This window comes from Paraburkholderia sp. SIMBA_053, from assembly GCF_046534895.1.
Lineage (GTDB): Bacteria > Pseudomonadota > Gammaproteobacteria > Burkholderiales > Burkholderiaceae > Paraburkholderia > Paraburkholderia caledonica.
Genome location: NZ_JAWRXU010000004.1, coordinates 317,364 through 337,076, shown reverse-complemented (window position 1 = coordinate 337,076; position 19,713 = coordinate 317,364). Strand labels below are relative to the sequence as shown.

General features: G+C 61.6%; 20 protein-coding genes. 11 read left to right on the top strand and 9 right to left on the bottom strand.

Annotation, left to right across the window (positions count from 1 at the left end; all coding sequences use genetic code 11):
* Positions 1 to 99: 99 nt before the first annotated feature.
* Positions 100 to 1,308, bottom strand: a complete 1,209-nt coding sequence (locus tag SB753_RS16575; protein ID WP_027777669.1) for a zinc-dependent alcohol dehydrogenase — start codon at positions 1,306 to 1,308, stop codon at positions 100 to 102.
* A 205-nt stretch (positions 1,309 to 1,513) separates the two neighbouring features.
* Between SB753_RS16575 and SB753_RS16570 the strand changes: the two genes are divergently transcribed.
* A complete protein-coding gene (locus SB753_RS16570; RefSeq protein WP_020068319.1) occupies positions 1,514 to 1,771 on the top strand; it encodes a hypothetical protein in 258 nt (85 codons plus the stop codon).
* Positions 1,772 to 1,911: 140 nt separating this feature from the next.
* On the opposite strand, the gene SB753_RS16565 is transcribed toward SB753_RS16570, so the two are convergent.
* From SB753_RS16565 to SB753_RS16540, 6 genes are all read right to left on the bottom strand, one after another.
* Positions 1,912 to 2,523, bottom strand: coding sequence for a hypothetical protein (locus SB753_RS16565; RefSeq protein WP_410800792.1), 612 nt, complete (start codon positions 2,521 to 2,523; stop codon positions 1,912 to 1,914).
* A 91-nt stretch (positions 2,524 to 2,614) separates the two neighbouring features.
* Positions 2,615 to 3,784, bottom strand: coding sequence for a zinc-dependent alcohol dehydrogenase (locus SB753_RS16560; RefSeq protein ID WP_410800790.1), 1,170 nt, complete (start codon positions 3,782 to 3,784; stop codon positions 2,615 to 2,617).
* Positions 3,785 to 3,929: 145 nt separating this feature from the next.
* Positions 3,930 to 4,232 carry a hypothetical protein gene (locus tag SB753_RS16555; protein WP_020068316.1) on the bottom strand — a complete coding sequence of 101 codons (303 nt, stop codon included), beginning with the start codon at positions 4,230 to 4,232 and terminating at the stop codon, positions 3,930 to 3,932.
* Positions 4,229 to 4,603, bottom strand: coding sequence for a phage holin family protein (locus tag SB753_RS16550; RefSeq protein ID WP_020068315.1), 375 nt, complete (start codon positions 4,601 to 4,603; stop codon positions 4,229 to 4,231). The genes SB753_RS16555 and SB753_RS16550 overlap by 4 nt, the downstream gene beginning before the upstream one ends.
* 108 nt (positions 4,604 to 4,711) lie before the next feature.
* Positions 4,712 to 4,996: a CsbD family protein gene (locus SB753_RS16545; RefSeq protein ID WP_020068314.1), complete on the bottom strand. Its 285-nt coding sequence runs from the start codon at positions 4,994 to 4,996 to the stop codon at positions 4,712 to 4,714.
* A 377-nt stretch (positions 4,997 to 5,373) separates the two neighbouring features.
* Positions 5,374 to 5,574: a hypothetical protein gene (locus SB753_RS16540; RefSeq protein ID WP_020068313.1), complete on the bottom strand. Its 201-nt coding sequence runs from the start codon at positions 5,572 to 5,574 to the stop codon at positions 5,374 to 5,376.
* Between SB753_RS16540 and SB753_RS16535 the strand changes: the two genes are divergently transcribed.
* From SB753_RS16535 to SB753_RS16505, 7 genes are all read left to right on the top strand, one after another.
* Positions 5,551 to 5,916 (top strand): hypothetical protein, encoded by a 366-nt coding sequence (locus SB753_RS16535; protein ID WP_410800788.1) that lies wholly within the window; start codon positions 5,551 to 5,553, stop codon positions 5,914 to 5,916. The genes SB753_RS16540 and SB753_RS16535 overlap by 24 nt on opposite strands.
* A gap of 40 nt (positions 5,917 to 5,956) precedes the next feature.
* Positions 5,957 to 7,996, top strand: coding sequence for a TonB-dependent receptor plug domain-containing protein (locus SB753_RS16530; protein ID WP_410800786.1), 2,040 nt, complete (start codon positions 5,957 to 5,959; stop codon positions 7,994 to 7,996).
* A 1-nt stretch (position 7,997) separates the two neighbouring features.
* Positions 7,998 to 8,528 carry a YfiR family protein gene (locus SB753_RS16525; RefSeq protein ID WP_410800784.1) on the top strand — a complete coding sequence of 177 codons (531 nt, stop codon included), beginning with the start codon at positions 7,998 to 8,000 and terminating at the stop codon, positions 8,526 to 8,528.
* The gene (locus SB753_RS16520) at positions 8,525 to 10,459 is read left to right on the top strand and encodes a putative bifunctional diguanylate cyclase/phosphodiesterase (RefSeq protein WP_410800782.1); all 1,935 of its coding nucleotides are present in this window, start codon (positions 8,525 to 8,527) and stop codon (positions 10,457 to 10,459) included. Before SB753_RS16525 ends, SB753_RS16520 begins: the two co-directional genes overlap by 4 nt.
* Before the next feature lie 90 nt (positions 10,460 to 10,549).
* Complete coding sequence (locus SB753_RS16515) at positions 10,550 to 11,002, top strand: MarR family winged helix-turn-helix transcriptional regulator (RefSeq protein ID WP_087753818.1); 453 nt, start codon at positions 10,550 to 10,552, stop codon at positions 11,000 to 11,002.
* Between the two features lie 29 nt (positions 11,003 to 11,031).
* Positions 11,032 to 11,595, top strand: coding sequence for an isochorismatase family protein (locus SB753_RS16510; RefSeq protein ID WP_020068307.1), 564 nt, complete (start codon positions 11,032 to 11,034; stop codon positions 11,593 to 11,595).
* A 52-nt stretch (positions 11,596 to 11,647) separates the two neighbouring features.
* Entirely contained in the window at positions 11,648 to 12,988 is a 1,341-nt protein-coding gene (locus SB753_RS16505) for an MFS transporter (protein WP_408172215.1), read from the top strand.
* A 6-nt stretch (positions 12,989 to 12,994) separates the two neighbouring features.
* Here SB753_RS16505 and SB753_RS16500 read toward each other — a convergent pair whose 3' ends face one another.
* Positions 12,995 to 14,518 (bottom strand): CoA-acylating methylmalonate-semialdehyde dehydrogenase, encoded by a 1,524-nt coding sequence (locus tag SB753_RS16500; RefSeq protein ID WP_020068305.1) that lies wholly within the window; start codon positions 14,516 to 14,518, stop codon positions 12,995 to 12,997.
* Positions 14,519 to 14,842: 324 nt separating this feature from the next.
* Here SB753_RS16500 and SB753_RS16495 point away from each other — a divergent pair, with 324 nt between their 5' ends.
* Complete coding sequence (locus tag SB753_RS16495) at positions 14,843 to 16,252, top strand: MFS transporter (protein WP_020068304.1); 1,410 nt, start codon at positions 14,843 to 14,845, stop codon at positions 16,250 to 16,252.
* A 19-nt stretch (positions 16,253 to 16,271) separates the two neighbouring features.
* Here the strand turns inward: SB753_RS16495 and SB753_RS16490 are convergent, their stop codons facing one another.
* Positions 16,272 to 17,342: a hypothetical protein gene (locus tag SB753_RS16490; RefSeq protein WP_410800780.1), complete on the bottom strand. Its 1,071-nt coding sequence runs from the start codon at positions 17,340 to 17,342 to the stop codon at positions 16,272 to 16,274.
* Between the two features lie 170 nt (positions 17,343 to 17,512).
* Here SB753_RS16490 and SB753_RS16485 point away from each other — a divergent pair, with 170 nt between their 5' ends.
* Together SB753_RS16485 and SB753_RS16480 are read left to right on the top strand one after the other, a co-directional pair.
* The gene (locus SB753_RS16485; RefSeq protein WP_410800778.1) at positions 17,513 to 18,424 is read left to right on the top strand and encodes a LysR family transcriptional regulator; all 912 of its coding nucleotides are present in this window, start codon (positions 17,513 to 17,515) and stop codon (positions 18,422 to 18,424) included.
* Between the two features lie 132 nt (positions 18,425 to 18,556).
* On the top strand, positions 18,557 to 19,699 hold the full coding sequence (locus tag SB753_RS16480; RefSeq protein ID WP_410800776.1) for a DSD1 family PLP-dependent enzyme: 1,143 nt from the start codon (positions 18,557 to 18,559) through the stop codon (positions 19,697 to 19,699).
* The last annotated feature ends 14 nt before the right edge of the window (positions 19,700 to 19,713 follow it).

The window sequence follows — 19,713 nt, the reverse complement described above, 5'->3', positions numbered from 1 at the left end:
AAGCGTCCTTGCGGGCGTTTTCGCCCGCGGTTGTAGTGAGATGAGTGTGAAAGACGATGTGAAAGACGAATTCCCGCGCGTAGCGGCGTGACCCGCCGCTCACGGCTGCAGCTTGACCTTGATCCAGCCCGGCTCGCGATTGTCGAACGCGCGATAGGCCTCGATCGCGTCGGTAATCGGCTCGCGCTGCGTCAGCACGGCAAGCGGATCGAACGAGCCGTTACGCACGATCTCAACGAGATGCGGCGTAATCGCGCGGTGATTGCAGTTGCCCATGCGCACGACGAGATTGCGATTCATTGCTTCGCCGATCGGGAAAACGCGGTCGTTCGGCGGATACACGCCGATGATCGACACGGTGCCCGCTTTCGCCACCGCTCTGACCGACCACGTCAATACTTGCGACGGTCCGCTGCCCGGACGCCAGTTATCGCCATCGGGGTTCGTATCGGGCGCAATCTCCTTCACTTCCTTGTCGAAGGCCTGTTGCTGGTCGCGCTCTTTCTGCGCGGCCGGGCCGTGCTCGGCACGCACCGCGTCCACGCCTACTGCATCGATCACGCGATCCACGCCGATGCCGCCGGTCAGTTGCAAAATCATGTCGACCGGATCTTCCTCGTCGAAATTAATCACTTCTGCGCCTTGCGTGCGAGCCATGTCCAGCCGCGACGCTATGCGATCCACCGCAATCACGCGGCCGGCGCCCATCAGCTTCGCGCTCGCAATGGCAAATTGGCCCACTGGACCCGCTCCGAACACCGCGACCGTATCGCCGGTGCGAACGCCCGCCAGCTGGGCGCCAAAATAGCCGGTGGGAAAGATATCGGAGAGCAGGATCGCGCGATCGTCGTCGATTTCGTCGGGCAAGCGGATCAGGCTCGCGTGCGCCAGCGGCGTGCGCGCGTATTGCGCCTGCAGACCCTGGAACGGGCCGGTCGTTTTCGGGCCGCCAAAGAATGCAGTGCCGGCGCTTGCGCCATTCGGATTTGCGTTGTCGCATTGGGCCGTGTAGCCCGAGCGGCAATACGAGCAATATCCGCACGAGATAGTCGACGGAATCAGCACGCGATCGCCTTGGCGCAGATTGCGCACACTGCGGCCCACTTCCTCGACGATGCCGATTCCCTCATGACCGAGAATCGTGCCCGGCACCATGCCGCCCAACGTGCCACGCACCATATGCAGATCGGTGCCGCAAATCGCGCTGGACGTGAGACGTACGAGCGCGTCGGTAGGCTGCTCGAGTTTGGGATCGGGAACATTGTCGAGACGGATGTCCCCTATGCCGTGAAATACCACTGCTTTCATCTGCACTCTCCTTCTCTCAGGTCTGGCAGCGTCGCGGCTTATGGCTGCCTGCATCGACAGCCCGCGTCGATTCCGCGGGCCTTGTTACGGCACAGCAATCCGCGTGCAACGCTTCGTGTGAAGCGTCGGCAGCGAAGCGGGTATCGCTTTTGCTCGATTTCGATGTGCGTGAACGAAGCGTCAATCAACCAGAGAGGAGAAAAGCATGAACCAGGAACCGTCCGATCCCGTGGAACGCGCGGACCAGCGGCGCGAGAAGCTGGGTGATGGAGACGTCAAGATCAAATCCGACGGCACAGTGGAAGAGCGGGAGCATGGAAGCATCGACCCGACTCTCGTTCCGAAAGGAAAAGATCACCCCTCTGAAGGGCCGTACACCCCTGAGCACGATCACGTGGACCCCGATCTCGAACCGGGTGGCGCCGAAGGCCATCCAACCAGCAAGGGCGATTTGTCGGCGTGACGCTGTTCGCGTGTTGCTCGCATTACCCGATGGTCTGCAAATACACCGTGCAAGACAAGCCGATATAGCGCGCAAACTCAACGCGGAATCAAGCGTGCCCTCCGTCGCGGAGGGCACGCTTTCCACGCCGATGCGAAGGCTTATGCGGCGCTAGTCGCGCTTCCCGCACGCAGGCGCTGACCCGTCGTCGACGACTGATCGCCGCGCGTATAGGGCGCAAGCGCGTCCGGCGTGCGCATGTCGCGTGGCGTTTCAAAGTCCGCGAGCGCGGCACCGCGCATCTGCTCGGGCGAGCTGGAAAAACCGGTGCGGTCGCTATAGTCCGCCGACGGCAAACGCGGCGCACTCTCCGCACAACTGGCGGCATACACGTCGAGCGCCGTGACGCAGACCACGTTCATGGCCGCGGCTGCCGCCCGTTGCCGGTCGCGTGCGCTCCACTTGTTCGACGACAGCGCGAGCGTGCCAAGGTCGAGTGCATCGCCGCCCACGCGCGCCCACAAGAACGGCCGCGGATCGCGCGACGCCAGTATGCCGACGCCGCACGCAAGCTCGCGCAAACCATAGAAGCGCATGGTGCCGGGTCCTGTCTCGACACCTGCCACGCGAGCCATCATGCGCGGCGCGACCAGTTCTGCGAGGCCGAGCGCAATGCTGTACCACCCGAGGCCGCGCGCGATCGAATCCGGTTGCGGCAGTCGTTCCTTCAGAGCGCGAGAGCTCTCCTGCTTCGGTTCAGTACGGGAATCCATTTACATCACCTTCCTTCTGGGGAGCCACGTCAGCGCAGCTCACGTGAAATAACAGACAGCGCCTGTGCCGCGACGATTACTGCCCGACGCGTCAAGGTTTGAGCACGACCTTGATGCAGCCGTCTTCCTTGTCGCGGAACGTCTTGTACATGCGCGGGCCTTCATCGAGCGAAACCGTGTGCGTGATAACGAACGACGGGTCGATCTGCCCTTCCTGGATTCGCCGCAACAGATCGTCGGTCCAGCGGTTGACGTGCGTCTGTCCCATGCGCCATGTCAGGCCCTTGTTCATCGACGCACCGAACGGAATCTTGTCCACCAGACCGCCGTAGACGCCCGGCACCGACAACGTTCCCGCAGGACGGCAAACGTAGATCATCTCGCGCAGCACGTGCGGCCGGTCGGTTTCGAGCATTACGGCCTGCTTTGCGCGGTCGTACATGGAGTCGACCGAACGCGTTGCGTGCGATTCCATGCCGACAGCGTCGATACATTTTTCCGGCCCCTTGCCGCCCGACAGTTCCTTCAACCGTTCGAGGACGCTCTCTTCCTTGAAGTCGATCGTGACGGCGCCGCCCGCGCGCGCCATCGAAAGGCGCTCGGGTACGCAGTCGATCGCAATGACCTGCTTTGCGCCGAGCAGTACGGCGCTGCGAATCGCCATTTGCCCGACCGGACCGGCGCCCCAGATCGCGACGGTATCGGTGGGCTCGATATCGCATTGCACCGCAGCCTGCCAGCCGGTCGGGAAAATGTCGCCGAGGAAAAGCACCTGCTCGTCGCTCAGACCGTCCGGAATCTTCACATGCGTTTTGTCCGCAAACGGCACGCGTACGAATTCGGCCTGCCCGCCAGGATAACCGCCCGTCAGATGCGTGTAGCCGAACAGGCCCGCCGTGGTATGGCCGAACATCTTGTCGGCAATGTCCTTGTTGCGATTACTCCGTTCGCACACGGAAAAGTTGCCGCGTTTGCATTGATCGCATTCGCCGCAGATGATGGTGAACGGCACGACCACGCGGTCACCCACCTTCAGCGCGCTGTTCTCCTTGCCGACTTCCATCACCTCGCCCATAAATTCGTGGCCCATGATGTCGCCGGACTCCATGCCGGGCATGAAGCCGTCGTAAAGATGCAGGTCGGAGCCGCATATCGCGCAACTCGACACCTTGATGATCGCGTCGCGCGGATGTTCGATCTTCGGATCGGGCACAGTGTCGCAGCGGATGTCTTTCTTGCCATGCCATCTAAGCGCCTTCATATAGCCTCCACACTGAACGGTTAAACTACTCGCGGGTGAAACGCGAACACATGCGCATCCCGCGTGCCGCGCGGTCTCGTACCGCGCAATAGTCGCCGCATCGCACGTGGAGTCGATGGCGCCGGCATGAAAGCGTCACATCGCGCTAGCGCTGAAACACACTGCGCGCGGTCCTCGTGAGCCACGCCATCACGCTTGTGCGTGCGAGCGTTCCAATCGCTTTGCGCGGCCCGAGAAGCACGGCCGCAAGACCGGCCGCGAGCACCAGTGCCAGGTAAGGCGTGTCGGCAAGAGAACTCATTGCGTTGACGGCCGGCACACCCGCTATCGTGGTTCGCCGAGGTGTGTGCAACGCCAGATTTGCAGACAGCAGGCGCGCGCGAGAGGCGGCCATGCGCTGAAGGATCGCCGCGCGGCGTTCCTGATGCCAGGCTGGATCGTGTTTCATTTCAGGGCGTCCTTCAGGGCTTCCAGGTCATGGGACACTTCGTCGCGCAGCACATGCAACGGCTCGACGGGCTTCTGGGCCTTCATCATCGCGAAGGTGGCGATCGATATGACGAGCCATGCGGCCGCAACACCCCACGCAACAGAAATGACGTAAGGCGTGTTCCACGCCGTCACGATGATGGCCACGCACAGAAAAGAGAGGGTGAACATGGCAGCGACCGCCAGCACGACCATCGCGATGACTTCGCGCACCAACCGCCCTTTCGCCTCCTCCAGTTCGAGTGCCAGAAGTTCGGCGTAGTCCACCGCCCGACTGGAACAGAAACGCGCCACGTTGCGCCACTGGCTCACTTTGGTATGTATTGACATCCTGTATCTCCCGCCAGCAATTGCCGTCACGGGCGCTCGCCACCGGTTGCGTGAACCGGCGACGAGCGCTTGATCCGAACGATGCAATCGACTCTGTGTCAACCGTATCTAACGGTAATCCCTGTCGCCGCGAACGTCGCGGGCGGTTGCCGAGCGCAGCGCGCCGAGAATGAAACCCGCGGCCGCCGCAATCGCGAGCGCAGTGAACGGCCGCTCCGTGGTCGTCTCGCGCACGACGTCCGTGAGATCCGCCCACACCTGTTGAGCCTTGCCGCTTAGTTCGCGGGCGGTGCCGGCCATCTGGGTTCCGGTGTCGCCGAGCATCTCGCCCGCCGCCTCCTGCACCTTGCCGCCTATTTCCTTCACTGCCCCTTCCACTTTTCCTGTTTCCATGTTTGCTCTCCGTGGTTTGCGCGCACTAGGGTGCACAACACTGGCCGCGCAGCCGGAGCCCCGGCATGCGTTGTCGTCACGCCGCAAGAAGCGCGCCGCGTGAAAGCCCGAGGAGAACTCATCGGTAGTAGACGGGAGTGAGCCGATGGAAGCCGGCGCGCAAGAGAGAGGAACAGGGACGAGAACGGCGGATGCGGAGAGAGAAACGGCGGATACAAGCGAAGTACGAATAGCGCATCGCGCGTATCGAGAGCATCGAGGCTGTGCCCGACGTCAAAAACGCGCCGTTACATGGACGTGCGCGTTGGCGCAACCAGGGTAAGTCATGACGCGCGCCTATGCGTTGGAGGCGCGCGTTTCAGTGTCGGACGAGTGGTTTAACTTTGCGGCAATGCGCCGTTGAGCAGACGCTGCAGGGTGTCGATCTTGCGAAGATGTACGCCCCACAGCTGGCCGCCGTCTTTGATGCGACTCAGACGCTCGTGCCAGTAGCTGAGCGGAAAAGCTGAATTGTCGCGGGCACTTGCATGCGAGCGCACGAGAACCTGTTCGATATGGGCGAGATCACGTTCGATCATCGCCTGTCGCATGGAGCCGAGAGTTCTGGAATTGAAAGTTTGTTGCATGACAGTGAGGGCGGCGGTAAAAACGGCTACTACAGCAAGCCGCGTGCCGCGACTTCACACGGCCTCCGTTCGATACCGCCGAAATCCATGCGCCACGCGCTATTCGACGATTTGGAAAAGCTCATGCACGCGGCATGGGCTCCCGGTTTTTCGCGCCATGCATGGCCCAAAACGGTGGATATCCCTATTCCCTTTTACAAGCCTGTCCCTGCCGCTGTGAAGCCAGCCAGCGCACAACGCGAAGACTCACGGCGATTCAAGCTTCCCTTACTCGCGCCGATAACAAACAGGTGACGATCCACTTTGAAGGAGCGTTCCCGATTTACCGGCTGTCATGGTTTCAACTACGCGCGCTTCTTTTTTCCTTTCTCAACGCCTGGTCGCTTGCTCTGTCGCGGGATTGGCAACGCTCTGTTCGCCGGCAGCTGTCGCCGGTAACGAGCCTCGCGCGAGCGCAGCTTCGACCCCGGACACAGAGGAGTTGGCGGCGATGCCATTGGAGGCGCTGATGCAGGTCACTGTCAGCACGGCGTCACGTTTCGATCAGTCGGTTACCGACGCACCGGCCGCCGTGGTCGTTCTTACCGCCGAAGACATCAGTCAGTTCGGCTGGCGCACGCTTGCCGATGCACTCGCGTCGTTGCCGGGCCTGTATGTGACAAACGACCGCTCATATGAATACCTCGGCTCTCGCGGCTTTCAGCGACCTGGCGATTACAACAGCCGGTTTCTGCTGCTGATCGACGGCATGCGTACGAACGACGGCGTATACGGTCAGGCGCCCATCGGCACGGACTTCCCGCTCGACATGGATCTTGTGAAGCGCATCGAGTATGTGCCGGGCCCGGGTTCGGCTATGTACGGCGCGAACGCGCTTTTCGGCGTGATCAACGTGATCACCAAAACCGGCAGCGATCTGGCGGGCGCGGAAGCCGCCGTCGCGGTGGGGAGCTTCGGCGAGAAAAAGGCGCGTGCGTCATACGGCTGGCATGGTGCGCACGGTGCCGACATTCTTGTTTCCGCGACGTCGTATGGACGCAGCGGTCAGGATCTGTACTACCCGGCATTCGACACGCCCGAGCAGAACAACGGCGTCGCCAACCGGCTCGACTACGACCGCGCGCAGAACTTCCTCGGCAAGGCCGCGTATGGCGATTTCCGCCTCACGTTCATTTACGGAAACCGCACGAAGGGCGTGCCCGATGCGCCGTACGGCGCGGTGTTCAATGCGCCTTTCAGCGTGACGGACACACGAAGCTATCTGGATCTCTCGTACCAGCATTTGCTTGCCGACGGCGTGACGCTGGCATCGCAAGTGTACTGGGGCCGCTACGACTACCGGATGCCGTCGGTCTACGGTCCGCAACCGTATGTGGCCAATGTCGACGGCAGCCACGCGCTCTGGTACGGCGCCGACGTGCACGCGACCGTGTCGTCGATCGACAAACATCGGATTGTGATCGGTACGGACTTCACCCGAGACGCGCGCCTGAACCAGTACAACTACAACGTCGACCCGTATGCGCAATTGCTCGACGACCATCACAGCGGCAACCGCGCCGGTGTCTATATCGAAGACGAAATCACGTTGCCCGCGAATTTCACGCTGAATGCTGGCTTGCGTTACGACCAGCAGACGGCCTCGGGCGGCAACCTGAGTCCGCGCATCGGACTCATCTACAAGCTGACTCCGCGCGATACGTTCAAGCTGCTGTACGGCGAGGCCTATCGCGCGCCGAACGCATACGAGATGTACTACGCGGTAGGCGGCGCCGACGGCCAGTTGGGTAATTCATCGCTGAAGGCAGAGCATATCGCGACGACCGAACTCGTATATGAAAGAGCCGTGTCCGCGATGGCCCGCGCGACACTCTCGCTGTTCCAGTACAACGCGCGCGAGCTGATCTCGACGACACAGCAGAGCTCCGGTCTTTATATCTTCCGCAACGTCGATCGCGCCACCGCGCGAGGCGCGGAACTCGCCTATGAGCAACAAATGGCAGGCACGCGGGTGCGCGCCAGCTATTCGTACCAGATAGCTCATGACTCCAACACGGGGGCCGCACTCCAGAATTCGCCGAAGCATCTCGCGAAGGCCAATGTGGCGGTGCCCTTCTTCGCGAATGCGCTGGTATCGGGACTCGAAGTGCAGTGCACGTCCACGCGACTGGCCGCGGTCGGCGAAACCGGCGGTTTCTGCCTCGCGAACGTGACGCTAAGTTCGCGCCGGCTGATTCGCGGTGCGGACCTGTCGTTTTCCATTTATAACCTGACCGATAAACGGTACGCCGACCCAGTGGGTCCGGGCTTCACCCAGGAGACAGTTGCGCAGCAAAGCCGGACCTTCGTGTTCAAGGCCGTCTACGGGTTCTGACATGAATCGCGTTCACATCAGGACCATAGCGGCGTGTTTCGTGTTCGCGTCGCCTCTGATCGTGCAGACATCAGTCGATGCGCAGGTGGACCTGTCCGCGCTCGAGGCGGCCTACATCTTCAACTTCGCGCAGTTCACCGACTGGCCAGCGGGACGTTCGGCGGACAATCTGCTCTCGGTATGCGTGGATCAGGAGAGCCCGCTCGGTCAGGCACTCACCAAACTCGACGGCAAGCGTGCGGGCAAACAGGGATGGCGCGTTCGGCCGCTGCCTCGCACGGAAAAAGCCGCCGACTGCCACCTCGTCGTGTTAACTGCGAACACTCCATTGAGCGCGGCAGTCAAGGCGCTGCTGACATCTGACGCGCCCGTCGTGATCGTGAGCGAGGTCGACACCACCGAGCAGGGCTGGGTGATTCGCCTCGTGCGCGACGGCGATCATCTGAAGTTCGATATCAACGTTAGCGAGGCTTCACGCCGGCGCATCACGCTCAGTTCGAAACTCATGCGCCTCGCGAGGACGGTTCTATGAAAAGTTTCTCCGCATGGTCACGGCTTGCATGGCCACGCGAACATGTGAACCTGGTCGGCGTGGCGATCGCGCTGCTTATTTCGAGTGTCGTGCTGCTGATCTATCAGGCGCTTTCGTTGCGCGCGTCGCTGACCGACGACGTCAGCATGCAGGCATCGGTGCTCGCGGAGAATCTGACCGCCTCTGCCATGTTCGGCGACCGCGAGGCGACGGCTGAAATACTCGGCTCGCTTCGCAAGGTTCCGCATGTCGAGAGCGCAACCGTCTATACGCCAGATGGAGAACTGTTCGTGCGCTATGCGCGCCCCGGGCTCCGCCGCGCTGACTACGAAGAAGGCACGCTCGAGAACGTGGGCAACTCGCGCCGTCTTTCACTCGAAGACATCTTCGTCGCGGCGCCCATCATTCATAACGACCGGTTGCTCGGCAGCATCGTCGTCGTAGCAGCAACTGACGCGATAAAAATGCAGCTTGCCCAGTACGGCTGCTTTCTCATTGGCGCGTCGCTGTGTTCGGTATGGATCGCATCGCTCGTCATGAAGCGCATGCGCGAGCGTGTGTCGCGCGCGGAGAAAGACCTCGAATATCTCGCCTCGACCGATCCGCTGACGGACCTGCCTAACCGCCGTGCGTTCTACGATGAACTGAAGATGCGCCTGCACAAGGCAAGCGCCGCCAACAAGCGCGTCGCGCTGATGATGGTGGACCTCGACAACTTCAAGACCGTCAACGATACGCTGGGCCATGGCGCCGGCGATGAACTGCTCAAACAGGTCGCCGAGGCGTTGCGCAACGTCGTCCGGCCTCACGACCTGGTGAGCCGAATCGGCGGCGACGAATTCGCTATCGTGCTCGGGCCCGATGCAAGCCGGGTTCGCGCACGCGCGACTGCGGGCCGCGTCGCACGCAACCTGTCACGCCCATTTGTTCTGCACGGTATTGAGTCGGCCGTATCGGCAAGCGTAGGCTTCAGCGTTTATCCCGAGGACACCGCCGAAATCGCGGAGCTGGTGAGCAATGCGGATATTGCGCTGTATTCGGCTAAAAGCAGGGGCAAGAGCATTGCCGTCGAGTTTCAGAGCGAGATGACGGCCGAGGCGCAACGGCGCGCGCGCATCGAAGCCGAACTGCGCAAGGCGCTCGAACAGGACGGGCTCGACATTGTCTATCAGCCGCAATTCGATTGCCTTTCCGGCCGCCTGCTCGGCGCGGAGGCGCTGGTCCGCTGGACGCATCCGACGGAAGGCCCCATTTTGCCGGCCGAATTCGTTCCGATTGCGGAAAACAGCGATCTGATCGTCGCGCTTGGCCGCTGGGTCTTGTGGCGCGCTTGCCGCGACGCCGCGAACTGGAATGCCGGCACGAACGCAGGCGTGCATGTGGCCGTGAACATCTCCGCACGCCAACTGCGAACCGAGGGCTTCACAGACGAAGTCTGCACCGCGCTGAAAAAAAGCGGCCTGCCCGCTTCGCTGCTCGAACTCGAACTGACCGAGAGCCAATTGATGTCCAATATGTCGGTGGGCATTCAGGCAATGCAGGAATTGCGCGCCGCCGGCGTGCGCCTCTCGCTCGACGACTTCGGCACAGGCTACTCGTCGCTGTCATACCTGCAGTCTTTTCCCGTGCACAGCATCAAGATCGACCGCAGTTTCATCTGTCCATTGCCCAATGGCGGTCAGCCCATCGTCACCGCGATCATTTCGATGGCGCATAGCTTCGGCCTGCTGGTCGTCGCGGAAGGCGTCGAGTATCAGGCGCAACTCGAATGGCTGTGCGACGCGCGTTGCGATGTGGTTCAAGGCTTCCTGACCGGCCGTCCGATGCGGCTCGAACAATTGCTCGCGATCATTCGCGCGGAAGAAGAACAGAAAGACACGCGTAGCAGAACGCCGGTCGCGCCGCGGCCGCACCGTGTGCCAACCGCCTGAGAGACTGACGGTCCACTTGACCCGTGCCATATATGAAGGTAGCCTACACAGGTTACCTTCATATATTCGTCTGGCTTTCTGCTGGCACACATGGGCAAGAACGATCCGCCGCTCGACTCCGATTCGCTTCACACACTCGCCGAAGACCTGCGGGTGCTGACCGGCAAGCTGCGTCGCCGTCTGCGCGAAGAGGCGCATCTGGGCGATTTCACGCCTTCGCAGATACAGGTTCTCGGCCTGCTTGAGCGCGACGGCCCCGCAACGGTCACCGAACTCGCGCGCACCCAGGGCATGCGTCCGCAATCCATGGGCGAGACGCTTTCTGTTTTGAAAGCCGCAGGGCTAGTGAGCGGCGCGCCCGATCCGAACGACGGCCGGCAAACCGTTCTTTCGCTCACGCCCGCCTTCCGCAAGAAGATCAAGGCAAGTCGCGCCGCACGCGAAGACTGGCTGTTTCGCACTATCCAGACGCGCTTTTCGGCAGCCGAGCAGCAGCAACTTGCCGCTGGCGTCGAATTGCTCAAACGCCTGACTGAATCGTAATTCTCACGCAAACCAGAACTGGAGCTCACATGGCACTGACCACGCTCGACGCAAAGACCGCACTGGTGGTGATCGACTTACAGCAAGGCATCGTCGCAATGCCCACCGCTCATCCCACGGCTGAAGTGGTCGCGCGCGCAGCCCAATTAGCCCACGCGTTTCGCCGCCACGGTCTGCCCGTCGTACTCGTGAACGTGGCGGGCGGCGCGCCGGGGCGCGCGGAGCAGGCGCGTCCTACCGGCAATTTCCCCGCGGGTTTTGCCGATCTCGTGCCCGAACTGAACCGGCAGGAGTCAGATCATCTGGTGACGAAACGCACGTGGGGCGCGTTCACGAATACTGATCTCGAAGCGTATCTGCGCGAGCAAGGCGTGACGCAAATCGTGCTGGCGGGTGTGGCGACCAGCGTCGGCGTTGAATCAACCGCGCGTTTCGCCCACGAGCTAGGTCTGAACATCGCGTTTGCTGTCGACGCGATGACCGACCTGCACCTGGACGCTCACACGAACAGCCTCACGCGAATCTTCCCGCGGCTCGGCGAAACGGGCACCACGCAGGAAGTGCTCGACATGCTCGAACAAACGCGCGCATGAGCATGCGCTGCAGGCCAGACACCATCCAGACATTCGTAGGAGATAAATTCCGGTGAGCAGTACGTTCCGTTCGCTGCGCAACTTCAATTACCGTGTGTGGGCGAGTGGTGCGATCGTTTCCAACGTCGGTACATGGATGCAGCGCACCGCGCAGGACTGGCTCGTCCTCACGGAACTCACGCAACACAACGCGACTTCCGTGGGTATCGTGATGTCGCTGCAGTTCGGGCCGCAAATGCTTTTGCTGCCGCTCACCGGCTATGCGGCCGATCATTTCGACCGTCGCAAGCTCCTGTTCGTCACGCAGGCGGCCATGGGCAGTCTCGCGCTCGGCCTTGGGCTGCTTACGATTACCGGCCTCGTGCAACTCTGGCAGGTCTACGTTTTCGCAGGACTGCTCGGCTGCGTAACCGCATTCGATTCGCCCGCGCGTCAGACTTTCGTGTCGGACCTCGTCGGCGAAAGCGATCTTTCCAATGCGGTCGCGCTGAACTCCACGTCGTTCAATGCCGCGCGAATGATCGGTCCGGCGGTGGCGGGTCTGCTGATCGCGTCGGTCGGAACGGGCTGGGTGTTTCTGATCAACGCGCTCTCGTTTATCGCCGTCCTCGGCGCGTTGCGCATGTTGCGCGCTCGCGAGCTACATGCAAAGCCTCGCGCAATGCGCTCGCGTGGCAGCTTCGTGGAAGGTTTCCGCTACGTATGGAAGCGCCCCGATCTGAAGGCGGCGCTGCTCATGCAGTTCCTGATCGGCACGTTCGGACTTAACTTCCCTATTTTTATTTCGACGATGTCCGTCACCGCATTTCATGCGGGCGCGGGCGAATACGGCGTGTTGAGTTCGACCATGGCGATCGGTTCCGTCACCGGCGCGCTGCTGGCCGCGCGCCGCGCGCAACCGCGCATGGCGTTGCTGCTCGGCGCCGCGGCAGTCTTCGGTGTGGGCTGCACGGCAGCTTCGCTGATGCCGAACTATGTGCTCTTCGGCGTGATGCTCGCCTTCATCGGCGTGTCGACGCAAACCTTCAACACGTCCACCAACAGTCTCGTGCAACTCTCCACGGAGCCTGCCATGCGTGGCCGCGTGATCGCGATCCTGCTCGCCATTGCGCTCGGGGGCACTCCGCTTGGCGCGCCCGTGGTCGGCTGGGTCGCGGACCGTTTCGGCCCGCGCTGGGCGCTCGGCGTGGGCGCGGCGTCGGGCTTCGCCGCCGCGCTCGTGGGCTTGCTTTACCTCGTCAAATACAGGGGCTTTCGCGTGTATGTCGACGCGGGACGTCTGCGCTACAGCATTGACGAGCCACGCCAGGCACCGCCTTATGTGAGTCCCGCGATAGCCGTACAAAACGCCGTCCTGGATGAAGCGGAAGAAGAGTCTTCATCAGGTGTGTAGCGCGAGTTACTTCGCGACCGGCATCGTGAACTCGGCACCCTTTGCGATGCTATCCGGCCAGCGCTGCATGATGCTCTTGTAACGTGTATAGAAGCGCACGCCTTCTTCGCCATACGCGTGATGATCGCCGAATAGCGACCTCTTCCATCCACCGAACGAGTGCCACGCCATTGGCACCGGAATGGGCACATTGATGCCGACCATACCCACCTGGATTTGCCGGCCGAAAGCGCGCGCCACACCGCCGTCCGACGTAAAGAGCGACACGCCGTTACCAAACTCATGCGCGTTGATGAGTTCCACCGCGCTTGCGAAATCGGGCACTCGCACCACGGCAAGCACTGGGCCGAAGATCTCTTCCTTATAGATCTTCATTTGCGTGCCGACATTGTCGAACAGCGTTCCGCCAATGAAGAAGCCTGCTTCGTTCGCGACCGGATGCGCGCGGCCGTCCACGATGAGCGTCGCGCCCTCTTCTTCGCCCGATGCGATATAGCCCGCGACTTTCGCCTTGTGCTCCGCGGTCACGAGCGGGCCCATTTCAGCGTCGAGGTTCTCGCCGTTCTTGATCACGAGCGACTTGACGCGCGGCACCAGCTTTTCGATCAGCTTGTCGGCGACATTACCCACTGCCACCGCCACCGAAATTGCCATACAACGCTCGCCGGCCGATCCGTATGCTGCGCCGATCAGCGCGTCCACGGCCTGGTCGAGATCGGCGTCGGGCATCACCACGAGGTGATTCTTGGCGCCGCCGAGAGCCTGCACGCGCTTGCCGCGCTTCGAGGCCTCCGTATGGATGTACTCGGCGATCGGAGTCGAACCGACGAACGACAGTGCGGCGACATCCGGATGTTCGATGAGTGCATCGACGGCCACTTTGTCGCCGTTGACCACATTGAACACGCCGTCCGGCAAACCGGCTTCTTTCAACAGTTCCGCAATGCGCAGCGACGCCGAAGGATCGCGTTCCGACGGTTTCAGCACGAAGGTGTTGCCGCAAGCCAGCGCCACGGGGAACATCCACATGGGCACCATGACAGGGAAATTGAACGGCGTGATGCCCGCGACCACGCCGAGCGGCTGGCGCAGATTCCAGTTGTCGATGCCGCCGCCGATCTGGTCGGTGAAATCGGTCTTCAGCAGATTCGGAATGCCGCACGCGAATTCGACCACTTCGATGCCACGCACGACCTCCCCTTGCGCGTCCGTGAACACCTTGCCGTGCTCGCGCGTAATGAGCATCGCGAGTTCGTCGTGGTGCTTGTTGAGCAGTTCTTTGAACTTGAACAGGATGCGTGCGCGCTTGAGCGGCGCGGTTTCGCTCCACGCGGCGAAGGCGGCTTTCGCGGATTGCACTGCAGCATCCACTTCCTCAATCGACGCAAGCGCGACCGCTCCTGTCACCTGACCCGTCGCGGGATTGAACACTTCCTTGAAGCGGCCGCTGGCAGGGTCGACCGCAACCCCGCCGATATAGTGGCCGATCTGCTGCACCGAAAGTTTCGCTTGTTCGTTTGCTGCGTTCATTGATTACCTCGGATTCGGGATGTGCCGCGGCATACGGACCGGGCGGACAGACGGATTGGAGTCCGTCAACTGTATCCACGCTGCGTCGCATATTCCCGATACAGCAAAACAGAACCGCGCCTCACTGTATTGTTTTTTGCGCGGCAACTGTGCTGGGCGCACTGCATGTAACCGGCGGCGTTTTGCGTTCTGCGGCATCGCAGCATGCGTTTGCCGCAATCTTGACCCCGTCGTACAAATCCTGGTTGCATAGTTGGCCCGCCGGTCGCCAAATGAGGCAGCCGCAGAAGCTGGTCACCCAAAAATCAGGTGAGGAGGCGCAACATGACAACGAATGTATCGGTGGATGACCGCAAGCATCGCGGGCAGGCGCGCAAGGCAACCGCCAGTGGCTGGATCGGCTCGGCACTCGAATACTACGATTTCTTCATTTATGCGCAGGCAGCGGCGCTGATCTTTCCTCAGCTGTTTTTTCCGTCCGGCAATCCAAAGATCGCGATCGTCGCCTCGCTCGCCACTTACGGTGTGGGTTATGTCGCACGGCCAATCGGCGCGTTCGTGCTCGGACATTGGGGCGACACGCATGGCCGCAAGAACGTTCTGCTGCTCTGCATGTTCCTGATGGGCTTTTCGACGATGGCCGTGGGCTTCCTGCCCACCTATCAGCATGTCGGCCTGCTTGCACCGGCGCTGCTCGTCGTGCTTCGTCTGATTCAGGGCTTTGCGGTCGCCGGCGAAATCTCGGGCGCGAGCTCGATGATTCTCGAACATGCGCCATTTGGACGACGCGGCTATTACGCCAGTTTCACGCTGCAAGGCGTGCAGGCCGGACAGATTCTCGCTGCTGCCGTGTTTCTGCCGCTCGCCTATTTCATGGAGGAGAGTTCTTTCAATTCGTGGGGCTGGCGTATTCCATTTCTACTGAGTGCCGTGGTGCTGGTGGCTGGCTATATTATCCGGCGCGAGGTCGAGGAAACGCCCGCTTTCGCCAAAGAAGACGCGAGCGGCGGCGTGCCGAAGTCGCCGATTGCCGAGGCGTTCCGCTACAACTGGGTCGACATGCTGCGTGTGGTGGGCTGCTCGCTGATGAACGTGATTCCCGTGGTTGCGACGATTTTCGGCGCTGCCTATGCGGTGCAGGCCGCGTACGGTATCGGCTTTTCGAAAAGCGTCTATCTATGGATTCCGGTGATCGGCAACATTGTGGCCGTGCTCGTGATCCCGTACGTGGGCAATCTGTCGGACCGGATTGGGCGACGCCTGCCGATCATTGTCGGCGCACTCGGCGCGGGGCTTCTCTCTTTTGCGTACCTCTATGCGATCAGTATCCACAACGTAGCGCTCGCGATCGTCATGTCGATCCTGATGTGGGGCATCGTCTACCAGGGCTATAACGCCACATTCCCGAGCTTCTATCCAGAACTTTTTCCGACCCGCTCGCGCGTCTCCGCGATGGCGATCGGGCAGAACATCGGGACGACGATTACGGCGCTGCTGCCCGCACTATTTGCGTATGTCGCGCCGCCAGGATCGCACAATGTTCCGCTCACGATTGGAGCGATCACGTTCGGCATCACGATCATTGCGGCGGTGACCGCATGGAGCGCGCGGGAGAACTACCGGGTCAAACTGTCCGATCTGGGCCAGCCGGGCGCGGTGCCGCTCGACAAGACCAGCTACGACCGGCTGAGGGCAGAAACAATGGCGGAATCGAAAAAGGCCGTGGCTTCTTAGGCAGAAGAACAATGCGCGTTTAACGCCATTGCGCAGTCAACTCGTTAGCGAGGACCATTTGCTCGCGCACTCGTTCGATAAGGGCTGCCTCCATACCGCTTTGCGCCTTGAGAAATTTTAGCGCTGCGGAATGTACCGCGCGCATCGAGCCGCCGTCTATCGCGCCGATGCGCGCCGCGTTGCGTCGCGTTTCCTCGACCAGATCGCGCGCGCCGCTGAAATCGGGCGACAAGCCGCTCTGCGCCTCGAAGCTCGCCCGCAGACGAGTTGCGTATTCGCGCGACTGCCCAAGCTGGTCCATGTCGATGAGCAGATCGACTCCTTGCCCCATTCGCCACGCGCAAAGAACCCACAGCGCGACGAATGCGCGGTATGCATTATTGCCTTCCGCGCTGCGTGCGTACTGTTCGCAGGCCATGGCGTAGGCGTCGTCGGAAGCCGGCGTGGCGGGCGGCAACTTTACATCGCACATGTCGATAACCTGCTTCACCACGGGTTCCGCACGATTCAATCCGAGCACGCGAAAAGGCGCGGCCACAAAAAACGGATTACGCCACTGCTGGTTGAGGAGCCAGCCAGAAGCAAATTGCGAAGCGGGATTGCGCAACACACCCACATGCATTGCATCGGGAAAGGCGTGTCTGAGCCACGGCAACCTTCCTGATGACCGGCAGAACTTGAACACCGGCACGCTGCCTTGCCGCGTCGAGTGCTCGCACAAGTTGCGTAAATACGCGTGCAGCGCGGGGAATCCGGCATCCGGCAAGTCACCAAAACGGTCAATGCTGAATTGCCTGCTGTAGCCTGCCACGCCGCGCGCGCCTTCTTGCAGAAAGGGCGTGTACTCGTCGAAGTAAGGGGCATCGAGCGGCGGATGTCCGGAGGTCAGCGTAGGACGGCTTGCGGCGACATCGGCGAGACTCAAATCAGCCAGTACGTTGCTGAGCGGCTCGTAAAAGGCGGTTACAGCGTTGAGCGCTCGAAGACGGGACCACACCCAGGTGCCTGCGCTCCGCCACCCGGTGTGCAAAAATACGCCCTGTTTCAGGGCACTTTTCGGAGCGGCGTCGACCTCATGTGACAACGGCATCGGTGTTCTCTTTAGTGAAAGCGGTAGGGAATCATCTGCGCATACTGTAGCGTTTAGAGCTGTCGTCTGCGTTACAGAAGCACCACTTTACCTTTCATCCTGCACCGCCACTGGAAGCGTGCGGACAAACGCATTAAGCTCCAGGGTCCAGGACTGAAAACAGCACCTTCATGAACGATTCCGCCGATATACGCTTCCTGCTGACCATACGCGAAAGCGGCAGCCTCGTCGCCGCGGCGCGAAAGTTGGGGCTGTCACCTTCGGCAATTACGCAGCGTCTGCAACAACTGGAGAAGAAGCTCGGTGCTCAACTGCTCAATCGCAGCGCGCGCCGCCTTCAATTTACCGAAGAAGGTACGCTGCTCTGCGAGCGTGGCGCGGAACTGGTTCAGCAGTTCGATACACTATTCGAAGATCTGCAGATGCGCCGCGGCGGCCTCGTCGGCACATTGAAAGTCAACGCGCCGCTCGGTTTCGGGCGGCGGCACGTGGCGCCCGCGATTGCCGACTTTCAGCAGCAGCATCCGGATATCGACGTCGCGTTGACGCTGTCGGACCAGCCGCTCATGGAAACGGCTGAACGCTTCGACATCGTCGTGCATATCGGCGACCTGCCGATATCCAACCGCGTGGGTTACACGATCGCCCCGAACGCGCGCTTCGTATGCGCGGCGCCCGCGCTCGTCACGCGTATCGGCGCGCCCGAGTCGCCCGACGACCTCGCCGGGATGCCCTGTATCGTGCTGCGTGAGAATAACGAAGACGTCACCCTCTGGCAGTTCAGCCGAGGCCGCACGCGCCGTAGCGTACGCGTTTCGTCGCACTTGAGCTGCAACGACGGCGACGTGATCCGTCAATGGGCATGCGAAGGCCGCGGCGTGATCCTGCGCTCCGAATGGGACGTAGCGGACGACATCGCGAAAGGAAGGCTCGTGCGCCTGCTGCCCGCGTGGAAAACTCCGGACGCGAACGTCATCGCGCTCACCCATCAACGTGCTGGCTTGCCCGCGCGTACACGAACTTTCATGCAGCACTTGCAGGCGAGATTCCGGCCACTGCCGCCGTGGCGAATCTCGCATTAAGCCAGACTGAATCTATGAATTCGATCCACTGAAGTTTCGCGCCGCATGCCGACTTTATAATTGGCGCCTGGTGTCCCGCTCCCACGGGCTTGAGCCGTATCCTCCAAATCCCGCCCATTTCCCGGTGAAAGCATGAAACTCGAACAGATCGAAACGCCCGCGGCCCTGATCGACATCGGCCGGATGCAAAAGAACATTGCGCGTATGCAGGCGCATATGAACACGCTCGGCGTCGCGTTCCGTCCGCATGTAAAGACCACCAAATGTATCGACGTCGTGCGGGCGCAAATTGCGGCCGGCGCGCGCGGCATCACTGTCTCCACGCTAAAGGAAGCCGAAGCGTTCCATGCCGCCGGCGTGAATGACATTCTTTACGCAGTCAGCATCGCGCCTTCGAAACTGCCGCGAGCCTTGGCGCTGCGCCGCCAGGGCTGCGATCTCAAGCTGGTGGTGGACAACCCGACCGCGGCAGCGGCCATCGCCGCGTTCGGCGATCAACACGGCGCGACGTTCGAGGTATGGATCGAAGTAGACACCGACGGGCACCGCTCAGGCATCACGCCGGAGCACGAGAGCTTGCTCGACGTCGGCCGGATTCTGCACGAGAACGGCATGACGGTCGGCGGTGTCATGACGCACGCGGGTTCCAGTTACGAACTCGACACCCCAGAAGCGCTCGCCGCGCTGGCGGAACAGGAGCGCGCCGGCTGTGTTCGCGCGGCGCAGCGCTTGCGCGAGGCTGGCATCCCTTGCCCGCAGGTCAGTGTCGGCTCCACGCCCACGGCGCTCGCGGCCACACAGCTGGATGGCGTGACCGAGGTGCGGGCGGGCGTCTATGTATTCTTCGATCTCGTCATGCACAACGTCGGCGTTTGTGCGCTCGAGGACATTGCGCTGAGCGTGCTGGCCACTGTTATCGGTCATCAGCCCGAGAAAGGCTGGGCCATACTCGACGCCGGATGGATGGCTTTTAGCCGCGATCGCGGCACGTCGAAGCAGGCGCACGATTTCGGCTATGGTCAGCCGTGTCTGCTCAACGGCACGCCGCTTGCCGGCTACGTGGTGAGCGGCGCGAACCAGGAACACGGCATTCTTTCACCGATCGAAGAAGACGCGCACGAAGCTAACGGCGACATTACGCAACGCTTTCCGCTCGGCATGAAACTGCGCATTCTGCCCAACCATGCGTGCGCGACGGGCGCGCAGTTCCCCGAGTACTACGCCGTTGCGCCAGACGGCCACAGCACGCCCTGGATGCGTTTTCAGGGCTGGTAAGCAACGCCGCGTGC